This is a genomic window from Vibrio sp. ES.051 (assembly GCF_002563795.1).
Classification (GTDB): domain Bacteria; phylum Pseudomonadota; class Gammaproteobacteria; order Enterobacterales; family Vibrionaceae; genus Vibrio.
Window position 1 is genome coordinate 708,945 of record NZ_PDJL01000003.1, and the last position, 22,223, is coordinate 731,167.

A 22,223-nucleotide genomic window follows, 5' to 3' on the forward strand; every position below is an offset into this window, starting at 1 on the left:
GCCTAGATTTAAAAACCTATGAGCAAAATCAAAAGTAAACGATTGCACGAAAATTTCACTCCTACCGCATCTTTTTTATAGGGGTAGATTTTTCAAAAAACTGGTCACTCAAAAGGCATGGCGCTTTGCCATAACCTACCCTACCTCACATTTTTTAAAATAAACACATTCTTCGTTACATATTTTGCTGATTAACATCGCATATTTTGTTTCGATAGAACCATAGATTGGTTCAATATTTTTTATCTCAAATGGAGCTTTAAATGAGAGAAGTTGAGTTTAGAACGATAGACAGGTTGTTTATCAAGATGTCTATCAACGACAAAATGTGGGTTATTTTCCTCCTGTTTATGGTGGCGCTCACTTCTGTGGCAGGAAGCCGTTATATGAATGAAATGCAACAATTTGAACAACAGGCGATTGCAACAACCCAAGCACGGCTGTCTGGGCTTATCGATGCGCAGACAAAGGATGTGTTAAAAATTGATGGCATATCTAAAGTGAGCGCATTAAAAACAAGCGAATTTATGCAAGGCGCTGCAACCGCTTACGCCACTTTACAATCCGGTGAGATTGTAAAGCTCACTCATAACATGTCAGCACAATACCAATCGGCCAAATCAGCCGCCCTCACCTCTTTGTTGCTGAGCTTTTTATGGGCAGTGCCATTTGCAATTTTCTCATACTGGGTGGCTACATTTATCGGTGGCGCGCTGTGGGTTTTATACACAACCACTGAGAAGATTGGTGCTGGCGATTTAACGTCTCGTCTGGGGTTTCATCCGGGTAGAGACGAGTTTGGAACCATTGGCTGTGCGTTAGATAACTCTATGGATACCCTGACGGAATTGGTCAACAGCGTGAAAGATAACGCAAATACATTAAGTGAAACCTCAGCAGCATTTGAAAAAGATATGCAGCTAAGTGAGACGCAAATATCGCATCAATACCAAACTCTGGATTCAGTCGCGACAGCGATGGAAGAAATGACAGCATCAGCGAAAGAAGTTTCAAGTATTTCAGAACAAGCCACGACTCAGTCTGATCAAGATGCTAAAAAAATCGAATTGAGCCGTAATCGCGTTCAAAACGTGATTGGCGAAATCGAAACCTTATCGGGTTATATTGAGCAAGCGTCTACATCTGTAACGAACTTAAATGTGAACACGACTCAAATTAATGACGTTATTACCACAATTAACGCGATATCAGAACAAACCAATCTGCTCGCACTGAATGCAGCTATTGAGGCGGCTCGAGCAGGTGAACAAGGACGTGGCTTTGCTGTCGTGGCGGACGAAGTTCGTACCCTTGCAAGTCGAACCCAACAAGCAACGGTAGAAATTCAATCAATGATTGAGAAGCTGCAAACAGAAAGTCAAAGCATCGCTTCAATAACCGATCGCACCGTACAACAAGCTCAAGCAAGCAGTCAGCTTATTAATGAGGTTGGCCATGACGTCACGGCGATTGCAGAATCTGCGCGCTCATTGATGGACATGAGTATTCAAATTTCTACTTCAGCAGAAGAACAAAGTGCAGTGGCGAATGATATTGCGTCTGAGCTCTCAGAGATCCGAACCCAATCAAGCAAAATCCGTGAAGTGGCAGAGCAATCCACCTCTGGCGTTACAAACCTAACTAAAGCATCACTCTCGCTTGGAGAAGTGTTAAAACGCTACCGAACCGCTTAACTCAGTAAATATCGATACACAAAGGGCTCCTAAAGAGCCCTTTTTTGTTATTTTTAAACGTCGACATTCTTGGCTTCGAACAACTGGATATTTGAAGTGAATCTCAAGTTCTCGTTGTACCTGATGAAATAATATTCATAAACAAGACGTTCCGCTATGCTTAATCTGCTAGTTCCAATTTGCTGCTGGAAAATAATATGAATAATAACAAAGATACAAAAGACATTGAAAACTTGAGTTGTCCACTCTGTCAGGGAGACGAATATTTAATCTCATCAGATGGCGAAAAATTTACTTGTGCTGCTTGCGGGTTCCACACGAAAAATTTCTCATCCATTCAATGCTTACACCAAACTCCATATTTACAGTCTAAATGTAAACATATTCATAGTCTAAGTAGGGTTTGCCATTAAAAGTTAAACAGAGCAGCTAAATAGCTGCTCTTTTAATTCATCTAGATGTTGAATACGGATAACACGCTCATCATCAACACGGTTAATCGCTTCGCCATTAAATAACTGTATCGTCTTAATACCTGCATTTATTCCTGCTTCTACGCCTTTCGGCGTGTCATCGATATACAGACAGTCACTTGGTAAAAAGCCCATACTCATTGCACTGTACATCAGCAAATCTGGCTCTGGTTTCCAACTGTTTGCATCAAAAGCCGAAAACACTTTTCCTTGAAACGCATCCAATAAACCTGTTAGCTCAAGTGCATATTCGATTTTATCTTTTGGTCCATTTGACGCAACGCAGTACTCGATATTGTGAGAGTCAAGCAACTGAATTAAGCGCTTTACACCATCCATCGGTTGTAAGTGGCGAACAAAAAGAGATTGTACTTCTTCTCGATATTGCGGCTCTAATTCATCAATAGGGACTTCGATTTTTTTTAATTCTTTGGTATCTAAGAGAATATCCGCTAGCTTCCCACCTTTAAAATGAGAAACACATTCTTCTATGGTTAACTCAGCGCCATGTTGGTTAAATACATTCACTAATGCCTGACAACACAAACGCTCACTATCGACCAACGTTCCATCACAATCAAAGATCACGCACTTAATATTGGTAATTGCCATAGCCGTCCCCCAAGCACATTATAAATGTCGCTGACCAAACTGAGTTTATTCAAAAATATTTAGTTTAATCATATTTGAGTTTGGGATTGTTTAAACGACGAGCTTGGCATTTCGCAGAAATGAAGGTGAGGAATTACAGTTTTTCTAAGCAAGATCACCGATTGTTATCTTGCTTGACTCTTTATGCATCTGAACACTCAATCTAGTTTTCAATTATGATTGCATCACACAATTTATGTTCTCTCGCTAATTTTTTCGCAAGATCGATGACAAATTGGCTCTTTTCAGAATTAGAAACCGCCACATCAGATATCAGCGTGCTACTTTCAAAATGACTGATAATAGCGACACCAGCCGGACTACCGTCCTTAAAACCGACATACAATTCAAAGTCAGGTGTTAAAATAATTTGAGTCAGATACTCTACCACCATGTCTTGATCGTATTTTTCTTCCCAGCGTTGCGCTTGCAAAATAGAAAACATGATGGTTAACCGATGAAAGTCGACCAGAAAGATCTCGTCAGGTTCAATCTCTGAGTTACCGTCAAGTAAGCTGGTTTTTTTGATCACTCGATAAGTGTGTTCATCTAATGCTTTGAAGTAGACGTCTCGTCCTATCAAGCTTTCTGGTGTAGGGAATTCTACTTCAACCAAATTATATAGCCACGCATTTTTACGCTCTATACTGGCTCGCTGTTGTTCGTTCATTTGAGTACCTTAATCACAAGCTACAAAGTAGTAGCAAAACAAAAATTTATGCCGAGTAGCCTACTCATTTAAGAGAATGCATCGGCTCCAGTCTCCTTAAGAAACCTAACACTTCAACATCGTTTGGCCAGCAGGCAAGATCACGAATAGAAACACGGTGTTTTGAGTCAAAGGTCTTAAAACACACGCGGCAAGACCTATTTTTGTTTGGAGCCGTACATTAGCATGAATGCCTATTACAAACCTAGAACATGTAAACCTTAGAGGCTAAATTTTGTTTTAGTGGCAAACGTCTGATAGATTTCATCAATATCTTTCCTAGTTAAGGACAAAATAATGAAAAAAATGCTGTTAAGTGCATTACTTGTAACTGCGTTGGCGGGTTGCTCAGATAATGACGTGGCTGACGTAGGGCTTGGCTGGTTTACACTGAAAGACATAAAAGTAGGTGAATTAAAGGACGATACTGTTACTGGTGTCACTTGTCATATTGCGTCTATAGAAGATGATTTCAGCTTAGCCGACCCAAGTGACAGCTCTATCTCTTGTCGTCAGACGGGTGAAATCACATCTGAAATGATTGCACAAATAGATAAAAGTAAGTCCGGCGAAATCGTATTTAAGAAATCGAAAAGTATTTTCTTCAAAACAATGAAGGTAAGACGCATCTACGATCCAGAGAATCAAACCCTACTCTACCTTTCTTACACCACAAAAGAGACCGAAGGTAGCTTCAAGCACAGTTTATCAACCGTACCTCTTTGGGGCACCAAGGCTTATGTACAACCGACTGAGATAAAATAGCGATTCCGCTATTGGGTTACAATTACCACCGCCCGCTGCATTTTTAGCGGGCGAACTTCGTGTAATAAACACCACGAGTTGCATTTTTTTGTGATATAATCACGCCTCTTTTTTTCCTCAATCAAGAACAAGCATGAAGTTTCCTGGTCAGCGTACATCTAAACACTACTTCCCAACTCACGCTCGTGATCCATTAGTTAACCAAATCCGACAAGCGCCCAAACTATACCGCCCAACGATTGTTGGCGTTGGTCAAACCATCGTAGATATCGAAGCTCGTGTAGATGATGCGTTTTTAGAAAAATACAATCTAAGCAAAGGGCACTCTCTCGTTCTTGAAGAAAGCAAAGCTGATGCACTCTATGAAGAGCTTGTTGAACAAGGCTTGATCACTCACCAGTATCCTGGTGACACCATTGGCAACACACTGCATAACTACTCTGTGTTAGCTGATAGCAAATCGGTATTGTTGGGGGTAATGTCAAAGAACATCCAAGTTGGTTCATTTGCGTATCGCTACCTTTGTCGTACCTCTTCACGCATGAACTTGAACCACCTTCAAATCGTTGATGGTCCAATTGGTCGCTGTTACACCTTAATTACTCAAGACGGTGAGCGCACATTTGCGATCAACGAAGGTCATATGAATCAATTACTTCCAGAAAGTATTCCTGAAGAAGTTTTTGAGAAAGCCTCTGCTCTCGTGGTCTCATCTTACCTTATGCGTGGTAATGAAGAAGATCCGATGCCTAAAGCGGTTCAGAAGGCAATTGACTTTGCGAAGAAGCATGATGTTCCTGTCGTACTCACCTTAGGAACAAAATATGTCATCGAAGGCAATGTCGAATGGTGGCAAGAGTACATTCGCGAAAATATTTCTGTGGTTGCGATGAATGAGGAAGAAGGCGCAGCATTAACGGGAGAAACGAACCCGCTAACAGCAGCAGACAAAGCCTTAGAATGGGTTGACCTCGTACTGTGTACCGCTGGTCCAAACGGGCTATACATGGCTGGGTACACCGACGAAAAAGTAAAACGTGAAACCACACACGGCATTCTAGAAGGCTCGATTAAAGCATTCAACCAATACGAATTTAGTCGTGCCATGCGCAAAGCTGATTGTAAAAAGCCAATGAAGGTTTATTCGTATATTGGCCCTTACCTTGGTGGCCCTTTGGAAATTAAAAATACCAACGGCGCTGGTGATGCTGCACTCTCTGCCCTTTTACATGACATGGCAGCAAACTCTTTCCATCAAAAAGAAGTACCAAATTCAGAAAAGCACCAAGTACGCTGCCTGACCTACTCGTCACTTTCGCAGATCTGTAAATATGCGAACCGAGTGAGTTACGAAGTGCTAACACAACACTCTCCTCGCCTTTCTCGTGCTCTCCCAGAACGCGAAGATAGCTTGGAAGAAGCCTATTGGGATCGTTAAGATCAATAGCTTAAGAGCAAGAAATATACTGAGGTCACCATTTGGTGGCCTTTTTATTTTGATATGGCGCAGTATTTAGTAGATTCTGTTAATCTCTAGCACACTATGACGCACGAACGCCTTTACACTTCAAACGTAAACAAGGTTACTTGTGCGCAAACCTTTACTCAAAGGCAGTATAGCTCGCTACTCGCAGCTCAATATTGAAACGCCATTTGTAAGTCATTTCGGGGAATATCCATGCGGTCTGATATTGAAATTTGTCGACACACACCATTGTCATCTATTGATGTTATCGCGAATAGAGCGGGTTTGTTACCTCAAGAGTACGATACTCATGGAAGGCATAAAGCGAAGGTTCATCCCAAATGCCTCGATCGTCTTCGTACAAATAAAGACGGCAAACTTGTTCTCGTTACCGCGATTACTCCGACCCCTCTAGGGGAAGGAAAAACCGTGACAACCGTCGGGTTAGCGCAAGGGTTAGCAAAACTAAATCAGTCAGTGTTTGCTTGTATTAGACAGCCTTCAATGGGACCTGTGTTTGGCATTAAAGGCGGTGCAGCTGGGGGCGGCTACTCTCAAGTTGCCCCAATGGAAGAGCTCAACTTACATCTCACTGGTGATATTCATGCCGTCACGGCAGCTCACAACCTAGCCTCGGCAGCGTTAGACGCACGTTTGTTTCATGAGCAACGCGAAGGATACGATGCCTTTGAGGCACGAACCGGATTGAAAGCACTTAAAATCGCCGTAGAAAGCATTACTTGGAAACGGGTGATGGACCATAATGACCGAGCACTACGCAAGGTCAAGATTGGTTTGAATGAACCAGGAAAAATCATTAATGGCTATGAACGCAATGAAGGTTTCGACATTTCGGCCGCTTCTGAGTTGATGGCAATTATTGCTTTGGCTAAAAACTTAAAAGATCTTCGTCAGCGAATCGGGAAAATAGTCGTTGCTTACGATTTAGCAGGCAATCCTATCACGACTGAGCATCTGCAAGTTGCAGGCGCAATGGCGGTAACGCTCAAAGAGGCTATTGCCCCTACTCTGATGCAAACCTTAGAAGGTGTGCCGACTCTTATTCATGCGGGCCCTTTTGCGAACATCGCCCATGGTAATTCATCCATCATCGCTGACAAAATTGCATTAAAACTATCAAGTTACACGGTCACTGAAGCCGGGTTCGGATCCGATATGGGGTTTGAGAAAGCGTGTAATATTAAAGCTGAAGCTGCAAACAAGGCGCCAGATTGCGTGGTCATTGTTGCAACTTTGCGAGGCTTAAAAGCCAATTCAGGTCACTACGATTTACGCCCTGGTGCGACGTTCCCAGAGTCCATTTTCGATCCAGCCCCCAAAGCACTAGAAGCAGGGTTCGAAAATTTAAAATGGCATATTAATAACGTCCACAAGTATGGGGTTCCAGCGGTTGTGGCTATTAATCAATTTCCCCAAGATAGTGCAACGGAATTGAAAGCGCTCCAAACGCTGATTCACGAATTCAACCCTGACGTTAAAGTGGCGATTAGTACGGCTTTTACCAATGGTGGAGAAGGTAGCGCAACATTGGCACAACAGGTTATTGATGCCTGTGAAAACCGCTCCGACTTCCGGCCTCTTTACCAAAAGCAACATGCTCTGAAAGAAAAACTGATGGCCGTTTGTGAAGCTGGTTATGGCGCAGCAAATATTGAAATGAGCGAACTGGCTAAAGAGCAACTTGCGCACTTTGAAAGGCTTGGCTTTAACGACTTGGCGGTTTGTATCGCGAAAACACCACTATCAATCACCACTGACTCATCCATCAAAGGGGCCCCAACAGGATTCACGATCCCTATCCGAGAATTACGCTTATGCGCCGGAGCTGGGTTTATTTACGCCTTATCAGGCAACGTAATGACAATGCCGGGGCTTCCTGACAAACCCGCTTTTATGAACCTCGATCTTGATGATGACGGTAATATTATTGGTCTCTCCTAATCAAACCCGTTAGTAGCTTGTATCACCACTTATATATTTTAGGGAGCGAGTTCGCTCCTTTTATCTTATTGTTTTAGATTAACTTTACATTGTAAATTCACTTTACTCCCTCACTTAAACCACTTTGCTTTGCGCCAATATAAAGCAATGTTTCTCTACCACCTCCCCAATATGGTGCATGTATTAACTAATCATAGTTTAATCTCCTTGATTTATAAGGATATATTCTATGGAACGATTTTTGTACTACAGTTGGCAGTAATAAACACACCAGCACATGTCGTTCAAAACCTCTGCGTTGTATACCTCCTCCTCCGGATAAGCACTGTTTTGAGGCATGCAAGATAAGGAAAAGGGAAGACTATGGAAGATGCACTCGCCGTAATTTTAGCCGGAGGGATGGGCTCAAGGCTCAGTCCACTGACCGACGATAGAACCAAGCCTGCTGTACCATTTGGTGGAAAGTATAGAATCATCGATTTTACTTTGACTAACTGCCTGCATTCTGGCTTGCGGAAAATATTGGTTTTAACTCAATACAAATCCCACTCATTACAAAAACACTTACGAGACGGCTGGTCAATATTCAATCCCGAACTTGGTGAATATATTACTGCCGTTCCCCCACAAATGCGCAAAGGTGGTGCCTGGTATGAAGGCACCGCAGACGCGATTTACCACAACATGTGGTTGTTATCTCGCAATGATGCCAAATACGTCGTTGTATTGTCCGGTGATCATATCTACCGGATGGATTACGCAGCAATGCTTGAGGAACACAAAGAGAAAGGAGCGAAACTCACTGTTGCCTGTATGGATGTCCCAGTAGAGGATGCATCGGCATTCGGTGTCATGGATACAGCCGAAAATGGCCTAGTCACCTCTTTTATCGAAAAGCCAGAGCACCCACCCACTCTTCCTGAAAATAAAGCAAGAAGTCTCGTATCCATGGGCATTTACATTTTTGATATGGATGTACTTCAAGACGCTCTCGAAGAAGACGCAAAGCTCGACTCATCGAGCCATGATTTCGGCAAAGACATCATCCCTAAATTAATTGATACAGAATCTGTGTACGCTTATCAGTTCTGCGGCAGTAAAGGCCGGGTAGATAAAGATTGTTACTGGCGTGACGTAGGGACGATTGACTCTTTCTATGAAGCAAATATGGATTTGCTAGAACCTATTCCTTCAATGAACCTCTACCAACCTAACTGGGCCATTCGTACTTATGAGCCTCAGTTCCCACCAGCTCGTACCGTATCTTCTGCGACTGGCAATGAAGGGATTTTTATCAACTCTCTTATCGCAAACGGGGTGATTAATTCTGGCGGTTCTGTACAGCACTCCGTCATCGCTTCAAATGTGCGCATTCATGACAGTGCAACCGTGGTTGATAGTATTATTTTTGATGACGTAGAAGTAGGAGAAGGCAGCCAGTTAATCAACTGTATCGTCGATAAGCACGTCCGTATTCCTCCCAACACTCAAGTTGGAATAAATAAACTTGAAGACGAAAAACGCTTTCATATTTCAGATAAAGGCATCGTCGTTATTCCAGAAAGCTATCAATTTTAAGTAAACTCTGCCAACTAACACAAAAAAGCGCACGATGAACATCGTGCGCTTTGGTTTCGTCGTGATAACTATTTTACTAGTATGTTCACTCTTAGATATTACAAACTGTCGCCCAGCTACCATCACTGCCTGGCTCAGAAGACGTCCACCAGTTCGCTTGGTAAACCACACCATTATGGATCACTTTGTCACCTTGGTTTGCGTGGCTTGCATTACCCGCCCAGTCTGTTTGTGGCAAGTCTGGGTATGTGGCTAAACCAGTCGTATCACAAGAACTAGGCTCCGTTGTACCGCTATCACCAGTGTTTAGGTCACCAATTGGTAGATCTGGTTGTTCAAATTTAAACGCAAACTCTTTACCACCAGAGATGACTGAGTAGTTAGCTGGACCAGATATTGGTAGGTAGTAAACCATATCAAGTTCGTAAACTCCGCCCGCTGGTAGGTCTTTCCACGCTGGTAAAGAGAAAGAGACACGATGCATCACTCCGTCTAAACCCCCAATGTTGTCTGCACGAGTATGACCTGATGCAATAACTGTCAGACCACCACCCGACTGATCTTTCGCGTTATCCGGCGCTGATACTGGAATATCGAACTGGAACTCCGTACCGCCAGGGATGGATTGACCCGTGTTGTTCGTGAACGTGATCTTAGGGTTAATTGGGTAGTTTTGGTCACCCACTTTAAAGCCGCCAACACTGACCGTAATATCAACGGCTTCCGTTGGTGTTGCACCCATCGCTACTTTGTTACCGTAAGGTGTTGCAGACTTAAACTTGTCGTAGATAGCTTTGGTCATGGTGTTACCCATGTGGTACTCACCATTGCCTGCTGCACAAGCTTGCTCAGTAGCATCAACCGCCGTACGGTTACCATTTGCATCGAGTACGTAACAGTTGTAGTCACCTGCTAACTCCCAGAACATGATACCGCCAATTTCTTTGTCGATAACGTAATCCGCTTTCACCTCAATAGACGCTTTATCTTCCGTGGATAAGAATACGCTCTTCTCTGCATTCCACAGCCAAGGGGCGACTGCAACATCATCATAATGGCGCGTGTACGTACCGACAAACTTATCCGAGGGATCATTTACAGGATCAAGACCGTAGGCTGCAGCGTAAGAGCCCCAAATGCCATTTTCTAAGTTCTTCGCGTGCCACATTGGGTTTGAGCCTGCGCCCATTTCAGTGCCTTTAGGGTCAGTATCATGCCACATATTGTCGATACCGATAGCACCGTAACCACAATTATTCTTTTCACCTTCACCAGTTCCTGGCTGGCAATCAGCTTGGTTTGGTAATGCTGCTCGCCCCCAAAGACCATTATCACCACCAGTTACACCTTGCCAGCCACGGGTGTAATAAGGGACACCAATGTTGATACGACCTGCAGGCATAGAACCACGGAAGTAATGATAAGCCCAGTCCGTATTCAAGTAACCAATACCACCGTATGCAGCCGTACCATAAACATTCCACTGTGTTAGCTCAGAGTCTTTGCCTGTGTCAAACAGCGCAGCGTTATGACCAACGTGGTCATTCCATGCTCCGTGTAAATCGTAAGACATGATGTTTACGTAATCGAGGTATTTGGTCACATCGAAGGTTTCCATACCACGTAACAAGTAGCCTGAAGATGGTGCGGCGATGGTCAACATGTAATGGGTACCATCTTGTGCAGATGCTACATCCACTTTTTCGCGCAGTACTTTCATTAGCTCTTGATAAGACGCCCATAGGTACTCGCGACGAGGCTCCATAAACTCTTTATCGTATGGGTTACCTGCACCAGCCATTGACGTTGGGTATTCGTAGTCGATATCTAAGCCATCGAATTTATACGTACGCATCATTTCTACTGCAGACACCGCGAATTTCTCGATACCTGCATGGTTGATAGAACCGTCAGCGTTGGTCGTCATGGTATAGAAACCACCGTCAGCAACGCGATCACCGTTCGTACCGAAATGACCACCCGTTTCTGCCCAACCACCGATTGAGATTAACGTTTTAACATCGTGTTTTTGTTTATACGTTGCAAGCGCACCGAAGTGCCCTTTAAAGCCTAATGTCGGGTCAACTTCTACGCCAGGCCAAGTTTTGCCTGTCGCCGGGTTGTTTGGATCATTAACGTCGCCAACATTCACTTTACCGTCAGAGCCAATGCTGACAAAAGCGTAGTTAATATGAGTCAACTGCTCCCAAGGAATATCTTTTACAAGGTAGGTCGATTGTGGGTCTTCGCCCGCACGCCAACTTGTAAAGTAACCAATCACTCGTCGTGGATGATCCGCCCCCATCTTCTCACGACCTTCTTCGTCGTAAACTGAACAATAAGGAACATCTACACCTGTTGTTTGATATAAACCGTCAGGACGGCAGTTCGATGTCATCGCGCCATCATTGACGGTTAAAGTAACCAGCGCAGAGTCTGCCGTTGCACCCGCATCATCCGTTGCTTTTGCGTATACAGCTAAAGAACCTACTTGAGCAGGCGTAATATCAAGCGTGTAAGGTGCTGTTGTAGCCGTACCTGCAAGCACACCCGCAACATAGAAGTCGACTTTCGCAACGCTACCGTCAGCGTCCGATGCATTTGCAGTCAACACGACAGCGCCACCGAGATCGATTGAAGTAGCAGAGAGCGCAACATCTACTGTCGGCGCTTCATTGCCAGGCTGAGCAGGCACTACGGTTAAAGTCACAGAGCTTGCCGTGCTGACTGCACCTACGTCATCATGCGCTTTTGTAGAGAATTCGTGCTGACCTTCTGTTGCAGTCCATGAAGCCGCATAAGGCGCCGAAGTTGCCTGACCAACTAATTCGCCATCCACAAAGAATTCAACTTTACTGACAGTTCCATCTGTATCCGTCGCATCTGCGGTTAGGTTTACCACTTCACCCGCAGTAACTGAAGCCGACGAAGAAGGTGATGTAAGAGTAATCGTCGGGATCTCGTTTTGTGGTGGGTCAACAGGGCCAGTACTGTCACAAGCACCAAGCGTTTCCCACTCCCCCCATTCACCGGATTGTGCTGGGTTACTATTTTGCGTCCAGTAACGCGCTTTATAGGCACTACCTTCGTACTGAATTTGATCACCACCGTTATAAACTTTTGATGATTCCCAAACTTCTAGAGGGGCACAATCAACTGCTGCGTAGCTGCTGAAGGCCATAAGACAAGATGCCGTGAGTGTGCTTAATGTAAACACATTTTTCACTGCGTTCCCGTTTTTAAGGTGCATAATTGCTCTTCCTTAAGTTATTGTTAAAACAATATTAAACACGCTAGGTTAAGCGCGTTTATACTTTTATTTCGACGTAAAATAACTTAAGCTCAAGTTGGAATTTTCACACTACCTATTTAGGTTTTTTCGAAACCACCTCTCAACAATCCACCAAATGATTGCAACGACATACCGCTTATTTGGCACCGGCAACTCACTTTATAAATCGAAAAAATACGTCACTCGCAAATTAGTAAAAAGGTCAAAAAAAGCACTATTTTGATATAAAAGTCACTAGGCTTTTGTTGACCTTGGGGTTTCATTAAAATGTCGTTTGTACTCGCGACTAAATTGTGACGGACTGGTATAGCCAACCAGTCGAGCGGCATCATTTACTCGTCTTCCCTCTAACTGAATGAGTTCACGAGCTTTATTAAGCCTAACTTTTTTGATGTATTGCAAAGGCGACTCGAGCGTCACACTACGAAATGCTTGATGAAACGCCGATACACTCATGTTTGCTTCTTCGGCTAAAGTTTGCACATTGAGCTGCTCATAATATGCCTGATGTACACGGTTTAACGCTTTAGCGACTCTGGCATAAGAGCCCTCTTGGTGGGCCAATTCAAATAAAACGTACCCTTCCTTACTCACTAAGGTTCGGTAGACTATTTCTTCAAGCAACAACTCACCTAACATTGCAGCATCGAGATCGTTACATAACACACTCATTAACCTCTTACAGACATCGAGCATGTTGTCATTCATTCGCACAGATTTAAGCCCACAACGCGTTGAGTCTGAACAAATATTACTGAATTTTGCTTCTTCCAGTTTTTTTACGAGTTTATGAAGTAAAGTGGGTGAAATATCGATCGAGATACCAAGCAAGGGTTCATTATTCGTCGCGAACGCTTCGCACTCTAACGGCATTGGTACGCCGACAACCAGATAATCATCAGGGCCATATTGGACGGGTGTATCTCCGATATGAATATTCTTATGTCCTTGCCCTAAAACAATAATGCCGGACTGATAAACGAATGGCTGACGGTTATTTCCTTTACTACTACGGTAAAACCATACTCCTTCTATCGCCGTTTTCTTCATCCCTTCTAAATCATGCAATCCATGTTTGTCTACGTACTGCTGCATAATGTTAGCGAGTGAGTTCATTTGAATACTCCATTCATGCCTCATTAATTTTTAGGTCTTTATGTTCTTTTGCGCACTATACTTGCTCTTTACTTTAACTTTCTAGTTTTAAAAGCAGAGTTTTGTAGGAATAGGCAAACAATTTGCACAAATCGACCTGTTACAGATTAAAAAGTAAGACTAATATGTACGTATTCAATCTCCTTCACTGGAAGCAAGAGGTCTAATAATGAACTTTTCTTATGTAAACCCAACTAAAATTTTCTTTGGTCAGAAACAAATCGCTGCAATCAAAGACGCTATCCCTGCCGATCAAAAAGTCTTGGTCGTTTACGGTGGTGGCTCAATCAAAAAAAATGGCGTGTATGACCAAGTAGCAGAAGCACTTGAAGGCCGTGAATGGTTAGAGTTTTCTGGCGTTGAGCCAAATCCAACCAAAGAAACACTCGATAAAGCAGTCGCAATGGTAAAAGAGCATGGCATTGACTTTATTCTTGCTGTTGGCGGTGGCTCAGTTATTGATGGCTCTAAATACGTTGCAGCAGCATCTAAATACGATGGTGACGGTTGGGATATCATGATTGGTAAACATCAAGTTATTGAAGCCACGCCTCTGGCTGCAATTTTGACACTGCCAGCAACAGGATCAGAGTCGAACATGGGTGCCGTTATCACCAAAAAAGAAACGCAAGATAAACTTCCGTTCATGTCGCCTGCAGTGCAACCAAAGTTTGCAGTTCTTGACCCTGACGTGATGAAAACATTGCCTGAGCGCCAGCTGATCAACGGCATCGTTGATGCGTGGGTGCATGTGTGTGAACAATACTTGACGCTTCCTACTGGTGCAATGGTTCAAGACGGCTACGCAGAAACCCTGTTAAAGACGCTGAAAACCCTCGGTGAACAGTTTGATCAACGAGATGACGATCTTTGGCGTGCGAACCTAATGTGGTCTGCCAACCAAGCACTAAATGGTCTGATTGGTAGTGGTGTTCCTCAGGATTGGGCGACACACATGATTGGTCACGAGCTCACAGCACTTTGGAGCGTTGACCACGCCCGCTCTCTAGCCATCATTCAACCATCTTTACTGCGCAATCAAATGCAATTTAAGCGCCCGAAATTGGAACAAATGGGCCGTAATGTATTTGGTCTTGAAGCGAGTGATGATCTTGCAGAACGCACAATTGAAGCGATTGAAACGTTTTATCACCAACTTGGTGTGGCAACCAAACTTGAAGACTTTGGTGACAACCGCGACAAGGCGATTGATGCTGTTATCGATCAACTTAATAAACATGGAATGACAGTACTTGGCGAAAACCAAACAATCAGTCTAGAACGTAGCCGCGAAATCCTTGAATTAGCCGTCGCATAACGTAATAACCACTACATAGCCTCTTCTTAGGTTTACGGTATTGTGCCCTATCGGTCACAATACCGTTTTTTTTGATTAGTAATGCTCTTGATCAGACGGCCTGAATTCTGAGTTTTGGTATTTGAATATTAGGCTTTTCTTAATGAAATCATATTCACAACTTGCTATTGTAGAAGTACATTTTCCTTTTTAGCGTGCACTTTTTGAAAGAGAATAGCCCTATCGTTGAATTCAGCAACGTGAACAAGTGGTACGGTGATTACCACGCTCTAAAAGATATTAACTTTTCTGTACACTCTGGCGAAATTGTTGTCGTTTGTGGCCCTTCTGGCTCAGGTAAATCAACGCTCATTCGTTGCATTAACCACCTAGAGTCGATTCAAGAAGGTCAACTCACTGTGTTCGAACAACCAGCTCAAGCAAAGTCTCTTAAGCCCGGTAAAATCGGCATGGTATTCCAACACTTTCATCTTTTCCCTCATTTGACGGTATTGGAAAACCTGACATTGGCTCCGATTCGTACGCTCAAGTTATCCAAGCAAGAAGCAGAAAAGCGCGCCAAACATTATCTCAAACGCGTCAACATTGAAGAACAAGCCCACAAATACCCAATTCAGCTCTCTGGCGGACAACAGCAGCGTGTTGCGATTGCCCGTTCCCTATGTATGGAGCCGGCTCTGCTACTCTTTGATGAGCCAACCTCTGCTCTGGACCCCGAGATGATCAATGAGGTTCTGGATGTGATGGTGGAACTGGCACAAAGTGGGATGACCATGATTTGTGTGACTCACGAGATGGGGTTTGCAAAGAAAGTCGCTAACCGCGTGGTGTTTATGGATGAAGGGAAAATTGTGGAAATGAACGCCCCCATCGCCTTGTTTGAAACGCCGCAACATCCTCGAACCCAAGCCTTTTTGAACCAAATTTTAAGCTACTGATGATAGTTCGAGTACTCAAACCTATATTCCAAGCATTATTGCAAATGACGATTCTATTTCTCGCGATTGTGTGGGTATTGGACTCAGGAGCACAAGCCATGGGTTATCAATGGCAATGGGAACGTGTACCCGATTACATCGCTTTTTATGAAGATGGTGAATGGTGGTCAGCTGAACTCATCGATGGGTTGTTGATCACACTTAAAATCTCTGTCATTAGTCTATTCTTTACCTTAGTGCTGGGCTTGCTTACTGCGTTACTCAGGCTCAGCGATTCAAAAGTAGGCAACATCATCGGTACCACGTACGTCGAGGTGATTCGCAATACGCCATTGTTGGTGCAAATCTATTTGCTCTACTTTGTGTTTGGCCCGGTGATCGGCTTGGACCGATTCAGCACCGCTGTTTTGGCGTTATCACTGTTCCAAGGCGCATACACCGCGGAGATATTCCGCGCGGGTTTGAACAGTATCCCCAAAGGGCAATTTGAAGCAGCGCAAACACTTGGGCTATCGCCATTTTATACTTACAAAGACGTGGTGTTACCTCAAGTTTTACAACGTACATTGCCGCCATTAACCAATGAAGTGGTTTCGCTGATTAAAAACTCTTCTATTGTCAGTGTGATGGCGATTTTTGACTTAACGACACAAGCGCGGAATATCGTATCAGAGACCGCCATGCCATTTGAAATTTGGTTTACCGTGGCAGCAATTTATCTTGCTCTCACACTATCACTTTCTGGCTTATCTGCATGGCTAGAACACAAACTCGGAGCCAGTTGGCGCAAATTATAAGGAAATAATATGAAGTTATTCAAAGCGACCACCACTGCATTGTTGGGGCTAGCCATCGCTATGCCCTCGCTCGCGAAAGACACTTCTGCCACCCCCAATTTAGATCAAATCAAAGACAGAGGGACATTACGCGTTGGCATGTCAACATTTGTTCCTTGGGCTATGCGCAACAAACAAGGCGAGCTGATCGGCTTTGAAATAGACGTGGCGAAACGCTTAGCACAAGATTCAGGATTAGAAGTGGAATTTGTACCTACGGCGTGGGACGGCATTATCCCAGCACTGTTGGCGAAAAAGTTTGATGTAATCATCGGGGGAATGTCGATCACACCTGAACGTTCCAAGAGCGTGCAGTTTACCCAGCCGTATTCTCACTCCGGCGTTCAAATTGCGGCTAACAAACAGCTTGCCGCTGGCTTTAGCACATTCTCGGACTTTAACTCTCGACGTATAAAAATCGCTGCACGTCGCGGCGCATTCACGGTTCAGGTAGCGCGAGAAACGTTCCCAAAAGCTAAGATCCTGCAATTTGACGACGATGCACAAGCCTTTCAAGAAGTACTCAACGGCAACGCTCACGCGGTCATCGCTTCCAGTCCAAAACCCGAACATGAAACCGTAAAACACGATAACAAACTGTTCCTTCCATTCTCTGAGCGTTTATCAAAAGGTAATGAAGCCTTTGCAGTACGCCTAGGTGAAGACGATAAAAAAGCCTTCTTCAATAAGTGGATTGAAGCACGCACACAAGACGGTTGGTTAACACAGCGTTACGAATACTGGTTTTCAACGCTAGATTGGCAAGATCAAATCGCACAAGGTCAATAATGTTAAAGGCTCGCTGTAGGTGCGAGCCTTTGCTTAGTTCAACATGGAGTTAAACTTTGAACGAACACACGACAACTTGTATTGCCCCTAACAAAACCAAGACAGGGGCTCTTCTATCTCGGCTGAACCTGCTTGACTGGGCTCTGTTGGTTATCTGTGGGGTTGTCGGCATTTGGTTATATCATCGCTCTACTGCTGGCGTACATTATATCTGGCACTGGACTTCTGCTTTGGACTTGCTATTTACACCTCGCGCCGATGGCAGTTTACCTTATTTTTTTCAAGGTTTACTTTCTACGCTCAGATTAAGCTTGTGGGGGATCTCTTTTGCACTTATTTGGGGGACTTTACTCGGTTTAGCCCGTTTTTCGACAAAAGTCTGGTTACGGACACCAGCTAATGCTTTTATCCAGTTAATAAGAAACATTCCGCCGTTAGTGTTTGTTTTTATATTCTATTTTTTCATTTCAAACCAATTGATCCCATTATTGGGATTAGAAGACCTCCTACGTAACTATCGTAGTGAACCAAATGCATTGCAGCATTTCCTCTTTGGCCCAGCCAATTTATGGGAAAACCTCGCCTCCGGCGTTTTATGTGTTGGCTTGCTTTCTTCCGCCTACATCGCCGAGGTGGTGCGTGCGGGTTTGCAAGGCATCGAACAAGGCCAATGGGAAGCCGCAGATTCTCTCGGTTTGTCACGCTGGGTAAAATATCGATTTGTCATCGCACCACAAGTGCTGAAAGCCATTACCCCAGCACTGGCTGGTCAAACGATTTCTTTGGTCAAAGACACCTCGATTGTCTCCTTAATTTCTATTCAAGAGATGACTTTTGTCGGAACAGAAATGGCAAATTCATCAGGTTACATCTTTGAAGTTTGGTTAATTGTAGGGTTTGCCTACTTTTTGCTTTGTTTTGCCCTGTCACTTTTTTTTCGCTATGTTGAAGCAAAATCGGAATCCATTCCAAATTGACAAAACTCTGAGCTATTTATCAGAATTTGACCCCATACATATAAAAACTTTGCACAGTATAGACATTCGCAGTCATCTCAACCTCCTATAATACGCGCCGATATAAATAGAGGTTATTGTTATGCATCTAAAAACAGTGTCAGTTTGTGCGCTTTTGGTTTTGCTTGCTGGTTGTCAGCAGGAAACCCCAAACGACTCGACACAATCAAAAACCTCGGTAGCGGTATGCACGACACAAGACAACATACCTGGTGGGTGGAACGAATTTCATGTGACCCCAGACGCAGAGAAGGCGATGGATTTTGTTCTGAAAAAGATGAATTCTCTTGCATCATTTCAACAAATACTCAATGTTTATGCGCAGATCGTCAGCGGCGTAAACTACGCCATTGAGTTTGAACTCGATGATGGGTCGGTTTGGAATACTGTGGTTTATCGTAACCTCGACGGAGATTATGCAATAACGCAATCACCAAAAAAGGGCCTCTTTTGCGAACAGTGATGACCAAACGAAAAAGCCCCGGTTAAAGGGCTTTGGTATTTTAAAAACTGAATCGCACACACTAACTAACGAAAGTTCCTTGGGACTTCACCGACACAGTAGAACCAAGCCTTGAAGGTTCCACATCAATTCGCTGTGCCATTTGCTCTTTTAGTTCAGATACGTGAGATATGACCCCGATCATACGTCCTGTCTGCTGTAGATCGACCAAGGTTTGAATAGCCAGCTCCAAAGATTCTGGATCTAAGCTACCGAAACCTTCATCGATGAATAAGGTGTCCAAACGAATGCCGCCACTGTACGACTGCACAACATCAGACAAGCCGAGCGCCAACGCCAGTGCAGCCATAAAAGACTCGCCACCAGAGAGTGTCGCAACATCTCGAGTTTTCCCTGTATAACCATCTTCTACCATCAAATCGAGACCACGACCTGCAGCGCCTTTGAATCCGTCCGTTTTACGGACCAGAATATACCGTCCTTTACTCATAAGACTTAAGCGCTGAGAAGCTTGAATCAAGACATCATCTAGCAGAACACCTAAGACAAAGCGATGCAGACTGACACGACTGCCCGTTTTGCCGCTGGCCACGTCGTATAATGTACCAAAGACTTTGTATTCATCTTCCAGTTTGCTGTTTTTCTCGTGCAAACTAGCAATATCTTTGCGAACTTTATCAATGCGCTCAAATGTTGAACGTGTCGTATCGAGTTGATTTCTTACTTCGACATAATGTTTCTGATGAATATTTAAATTGTCGTTAAGCGAGTTTAGATCGGGTTTTTCAAGGTTTTTCAAGGTTTGGTTCAAGTCATATAATGTTTGCTCTAACTTGGTTTGAGTCTGTTTGAACTGTTCAACTTCTTGTTGCCAAGCTTGAGTGTCTTGTTCCGCCACTCGGCTGTTGAGGTAGCTGTTTTCATCCGAAAAATGACTTGTTTCTAACGCTTTTTGCCAATTCAATTCCGCTTGTTTCAGTTTTTGTTCTGATTCAACCAACCACTGCTTATTAGTAGTTAATTGACTCTCAACATTCGACTTCGCCAATAGTGCATGTTGTAACTCTTTTTGCGCATTCTCCAAACCACTATTTAGGCTCTTAATTTGGTCTTGTGTAACCGTCACTTCTCGTTCAAGTACTTCAACCGAGCTGTATTTCGGCTCAATGGCAGTCTGCAATTGCGTCAGTTGTTCTTGATTGGCCTTGGTTGTCGACTCATTCGCCGCCATTTGGTTTTGCAGATCATGGATTTTATTTTCGCCGACTGAGCAACGCTGATTCAATTGCTCGACGTTTTTTTCTAACAATCCAATATCAATCGCCTTCAAGCGTTGCAACTGTTCGTTTAATGACTGCAAGTCGGCTTGAATCTGTTTCTCATCCGTTGTCGCATGCTCGCCAAGCTCTGCTTGCAACTGGTTGATCTGAGATTGATATTGCCCTATCACAACATAATGTTGCTCCAGCTGGTTGTTTAGCTGGTTACAGGATACTTGGGCTTCTCTTTCCTTTGCGCGTTCTGCTTGAACTTGCTCTTTGGTGACTTCTTCTTCAATAAACTGAGCAGGATAAGGGTGCGCTTGGCTACCACATACCGGACAAGCTTCACCCGTTTTCAACCGCTGCGCCAATACTGCCGCTTGTGCATTGTGCCACTTGAGTTCGACCGAATCTGCGGCCTGTTGACACTGTTGGTATAACTTGTGCGCCTGCTCAAGCGCTTGCTGTTTACTCGAGGTCAACGCTGTCAGTTTTGTATGCTCTTGCTTTAATCCAAGTAGCTTTTGAACATCTTGTAACAAACGTTGTTTTTGTTTTATTTCAGCATCAACACTACCGATCAGAGCAACATCGATACGCGCTTTATCCAGAGACTTTTGCCCTTGTTGCGCTTCTAACGTCAGCTTATCTTTCAACGTGACATATTGCTGTAAAGTCGCTTCTAATTGCTGTTTTTGTTGAATCCCAGCCGCCACTTTTCGTTCTAAGTTCGCTTTTTCAACTAACTTATCTTTCATGCCTTCTAACTGATACTGATACTGCGTTAGTTGGGGGATTTTCCCAGCACTCTCTTTCGCTGTGTGCAGTAACGCTTCTTTTTCTTTTACAACCAAGCCAGCCTTACTAAGGCTTTCTGTTAGCACCGTAATTTTTTGATTGAGCTCTTGCGCCTGCTCTTTTGCATTCTGTAGTGAGACATATTGAAGTTCAATTTTGCTCGCACTTTTAGCGTTCTTCAATTGCTCCTGGCGCACTCTTATCGCATCTGAATGTTCTAAATGTCGTTTAAGCGCAGTCTCTGCGTTATCTCGCTTAATAAACTCTTCATTGAGTGCTTCAGCTTTTTGTAACTTAGATTTGGCGTTATTGAGATTATCTAGTGACGCTTTTTCGGATTGTTGGTCAGACTCAAACTGTTTTGCAACCTCATCACGTTGTTGTGAAAGCTCTTCTTCCGAACTGGCTCCTGCCACTTGTAACGCCCCACGAATTTGATTATCAAATTCGTTCTTCGCTTTACTGATCGCGCTCGCCCTATCTTTTAGGGCGTACTCAATTTTTTTGTAGATATCGGTTTGAAAGAGTTGGCCAAAAATCTCTTCACGCTCTTTAGAACTGGCTAACAATAGTTCACGAAATTTGCCTTGGGGCAAGACCATGACTTGGCGAAATTGAGTTTCGTTTAAACCAATAATGTTCGTGACTTCTGTTTTAACTTGAGTGGTTTTGCTGGTAATGAGTTTTTCTGCTTCCCCCAATTCATAAAGTGATGCGGTATGTTTTCTTGTCGTCATCCCTTCACCGCGAGCTTTTGGTGCCTCTTGCTCTGGAGCACGAATCACACGGTATTGCTTCTGATGTAAGGAAAATTCTAGCGTGACTTCCGTTGGTAAGTCGGGTGCCGACAAATCACATCTCATTTGGATGCCTTGGCGCTCATTTCCCGTCGTTTCACCATACAGGGCGAAACAAATAGCATCTAAAATTGATGTCTTTCCCGAACCAGTCGGGCCATTGATCAAAAACAGTGGATTACGACCAAGCTTTTCGAACTCAATAGTCTCTGTTCTCGCAAACGGACCAAAGGCTTGCATTGTTAGTTTGATTGGTTTCATC

At 43.8% G+C, this 22,223-nt stretch carries 16 protein-coding genes; 11 read left to right on the forward strand and 5 right to left on the reverse strand.

Annotation, left to right across the window (positions count from 1 at the left end):
• The first annotated feature begins 263 nt into the window (after positions 1 to 263).
• On the forward strand, positions 264 to 1,694 hold the full coding sequence (locus tag ATG66_RS03920) for a methyl-accepting chemotaxis protein (RefSeq protein ID WP_098414057.1): 1,431 nt from the start codon (positions 264 to 266) through the stop codon (positions 1,692 to 1,694).
• A 416-nt stretch (positions 1,695 to 2,110) separates the two neighbouring features.
• Here ATG66_RS03920 and ATG66_RS03925 read toward each other — a convergent pair whose 3' ends face one another.
• Both ATG66_RS03925 and ATG66_RS03930 read right to left on the reverse strand, forming a co-directional pair.
• Positions 2,111 to 2,779 (reverse strand): HAD-IA family hydrolase, encoded by a 669-nt coding sequence (locus ATG66_RS03925; RefSeq protein ID WP_098414058.1) that lies wholly within the window; start codon positions 2,777 to 2,779, stop codon positions 2,111 to 2,113.
• 202 nt (positions 2,780 to 2,981) lie between these two features.
• Entirely contained in the window at positions 2,982 to 3,488 is a 507-nt protein-coding gene (locus ATG66_RS03930) for a flavodoxin (RefSeq protein ID WP_098414059.1), read from the reverse strand.
• 336 nt (positions 3,489 to 3,824) lie between these two features.
• Here ATG66_RS03930 and ATG66_RS03935 point away from each other — a divergent pair, with 336 nt between their 5' ends.
• From ATG66_RS03935 to glgC, 4 genes are all read left to right on the forward strand, one after another.
• Positions 3,825 to 4,292: a CreA family protein gene (locus ATG66_RS03935; RefSeq protein ID WP_098414060.1), complete on the forward strand. Its 468-nt coding sequence runs from the start codon at positions 3,825 to 3,827 to the stop codon at positions 4,290 to 4,292.
• A gap of 133 nt (positions 4,293 to 4,425) precedes the next feature.
• On the forward strand, positions 4,426 to 5,730 hold the full coding sequence (locus ATG66_RS03940) for an inosine/guanosine kinase (protein ID WP_098414061.1): 1,305 nt from the start codon (positions 4,426 to 4,428) through the stop codon (positions 5,728 to 5,730).
• A 240-nt stretch (positions 5,731 to 5,970) separates the two neighbouring features.
• A complete protein-coding gene (locus ATG66_RS03945) occupies positions 5,971 to 7,719 on the forward strand; it encodes a formate--tetrahydrofolate ligase (protein WP_098414062.1) in 1,749 nt (582 codons plus the stop codon).
• 363 nt (positions 7,720 to 8,082) lie between these two features.
• Positions 8,083 to 9,297, forward strand: a complete 1,215-nt coding sequence (gene glgC, locus ATG66_RS03950) for a glucose-1-phosphate adenylyltransferase (protein ID WP_098414063.1) — start codon at positions 8,083 to 8,085, stop codon at positions 9,295 to 9,297.
• Positions 9,298 to 9,388: 91 nt separating this feature from the next.
• Here the strand turns inward: glgC and ATG66_RS03955 are convergent, their stop codons facing one another.
• The gene (locus ATG66_RS03955) at positions 9,389 to 12,547 is read right to left on the reverse strand and encodes a chitinase C-terminal domain-containing protein (protein ID WP_098414064.1); all 3,159 of its coding nucleotides are present in this window, start codon (positions 12,545 to 12,547) and stop codon (positions 9,389 to 9,391) included.
• A gap of 276 nt (positions 12,548 to 12,823) precedes the next feature.
• Positions 12,824 to 13,705, reverse strand: coding sequence for an AraC family transcriptional regulator (locus tag ATG66_RS03960; protein ID WP_098414065.1), 882 nt, complete (start codon positions 13,703 to 13,705; stop codon positions 12,824 to 12,826).
• Between the two features lie 208 nt (positions 13,706 to 13,913).
• On the opposite strand from ATG66_RS03960, the gene ATG66_RS03965 reads away from it, so the two are divergent.
• From ATG66_RS03965 to ATG66_RS03990, 6 genes are all read left to right on the forward strand, one after another.
• Positions 13,914 to 15,062: an iron-containing alcohol dehydrogenase gene (locus ATG66_RS03965; protein ID WP_098414066.1), complete on the forward strand. Its 1,149-nt coding sequence runs from the start codon at positions 13,914 to 13,916 to the stop codon at positions 15,060 to 15,062.
• Between the two features lie 203 nt (positions 15,063 to 15,265).
• Positions 15,266 to 16,000: an amino acid ABC transporter ATP-binding protein gene (locus tag ATG66_RS03970; RefSeq protein WP_098414067.1), complete on the forward strand. Its 735-nt coding sequence runs from the start codon at positions 15,266 to 15,268 to the stop codon at positions 15,998 to 16,000.
• Positions 16,000 to 16,797: an amino acid ABC transporter permease gene (locus tag ATG66_RS03975; protein WP_098414068.1), complete on the forward strand. Its 798-nt coding sequence runs from the start codon at positions 16,000 to 16,002 to the stop codon at positions 16,795 to 16,797. The genes ATG66_RS03970 and ATG66_RS03975 overlap by 1 nt, the downstream gene beginning before the upstream one ends.
• Before the next feature lie 9 nt (positions 16,798 to 16,806).
• Entirely contained in the window at positions 16,807 to 17,625 is an 819-nt protein-coding gene (locus ATG66_RS03980; protein WP_098414069.1) for a transporter substrate-binding domain-containing protein, read from the forward strand.
• Between the two features lie 56 nt (positions 17,626 to 17,681).
• Positions 17,682 to 18,602, forward strand: a complete 921-nt coding sequence (locus ATG66_RS03985; protein WP_098414070.1) for an amino acid ABC transporter permease — start codon at positions 17,682 to 17,684, stop codon at positions 18,600 to 18,602.
• Between the two features lie 121 nt (positions 18,603 to 18,723).
• The gene (locus ATG66_RS03990; RefSeq protein WP_098414071.1) at positions 18,724 to 19,104 is read left to right on the forward strand and encodes a cystatin domain-containing protein; all 381 of its coding nucleotides are present in this window, start codon (positions 18,724 to 18,726) and stop codon (positions 19,102 to 19,104) included.
• Between the two features lie 61 nt (positions 19,105 to 19,165).
• Here ATG66_RS03990 and ATG66_RS03995 read toward each other — a convergent pair whose 3' ends face one another.
• Complete coding sequence (locus ATG66_RS03995) at positions 19,166 to 22,222, reverse strand: AAA family ATPase (protein ID WP_098414072.1); 3,057 nt, start codon at positions 22,220 to 22,222, stop codon at positions 19,166 to 19,168.
• Between the last annotated feature and the right edge of the window lies 1 nt (position 22,223).

What these genes read in the sequence shown, in the direction of transcription:
- ATG66_RS03920 (WP_098414057.1), top strand. Translation starts at nt 264, where the DNA reads ATGAGAGAAGTTGAGTTTAGAACGATAGACAGGTTGTTTATCAAGATG.
- ATG66_RS03925 (WP_098414058.1), bottom strand. Translation starts at nt 2,779, where the DNA reads ATGGCAATTACCAATATTAAGTGCGTGATCTTTGATTGTGATGGAACG.
- ATG66_RS03960 (WP_098414065.1), bottom strand. Translation starts at nt 13,705, where the DNA reads ATGAACTCACTCGCTAACATTATGCAGCAGTACGTAGACAAACATGGA.
- ATG66_RS03995 (WP_098414072.1), bottom strand. Translation starts at nt 22,222, where the DNA reads ATGAAACCAATCAAACTAACAATGCAAGCCTTTGGTCCGTTTGCGAGA.
- ATG66_RS03955 (WP_098414064.1), bottom strand. Translation starts at nt 12,547, where the DNA reads ATGCACCTTAAAAACGGGAACGCAGTGAAAAATGTGTTTACATTAAGC.
- ATG66_RS03940 (WP_098414061.1), top strand. Translation starts at nt 4,426, where the DNA reads ATGAAGTTTCCTGGTCAGCGTACATCTAAACACTACTTCCCAACTCAC.
- ATG66_RS03945 (WP_098414062.1), top strand. Translation starts at nt 5,971, where the DNA reads ATGCGGTCTGATATTGAAATTTGTCGACACACACCATTGTCATCTATT.
- ATG66_RS03975 (WP_098414068.1), top strand. Translation starts at nt 16,000, where the DNA reads ATGATAGTTCGAGTACTCAAACCTATATTCCAAGCATTATTGCAAATG.
- ATG66_RS03935 (WP_098414060.1), top strand. Translation starts at nt 3,825, where the DNA reads ATGAAAAAAATGCTGTTAAGTGCATTACTTGTAACTGCGTTGGCGGGT.
- glgC (WP_098414063.1), top strand. Translation starts at nt 8,083, where the DNA reads ATGGAAGATGCACTCGCCGTAATTTTAGCCGGAGGGATGGGCTCAAGG.
- ATG66_RS03965 (WP_098414066.1), top strand. Translation starts at nt 13,914, where the DNA reads ATGAACTTTTCTTATGTAAACCCAACTAAAATTTTCTTTGGTCAGAAA.
- ATG66_RS03930 (WP_098414059.1), bottom strand. Translation starts at nt 3,488, where the DNA reads ATGAACGAACAACAGCGAGCCAGTATAGAGCGTAAAAATGCGTGGCTA.
- ATG66_RS03990 (WP_098414071.1), top strand. Translation starts at nt 18,724, where the DNA reads ATGCATCTAAAAACAGTGTCAGTTTGTGCGCTTTTGGTTTTGCTTGCT.
- ATG66_RS03980 (WP_098414069.1), top strand. Translation starts at nt 16,807, where the DNA reads ATGAAGTTATTCAAAGCGACCACCACTGCATTGTTGGGGCTAGCCATC.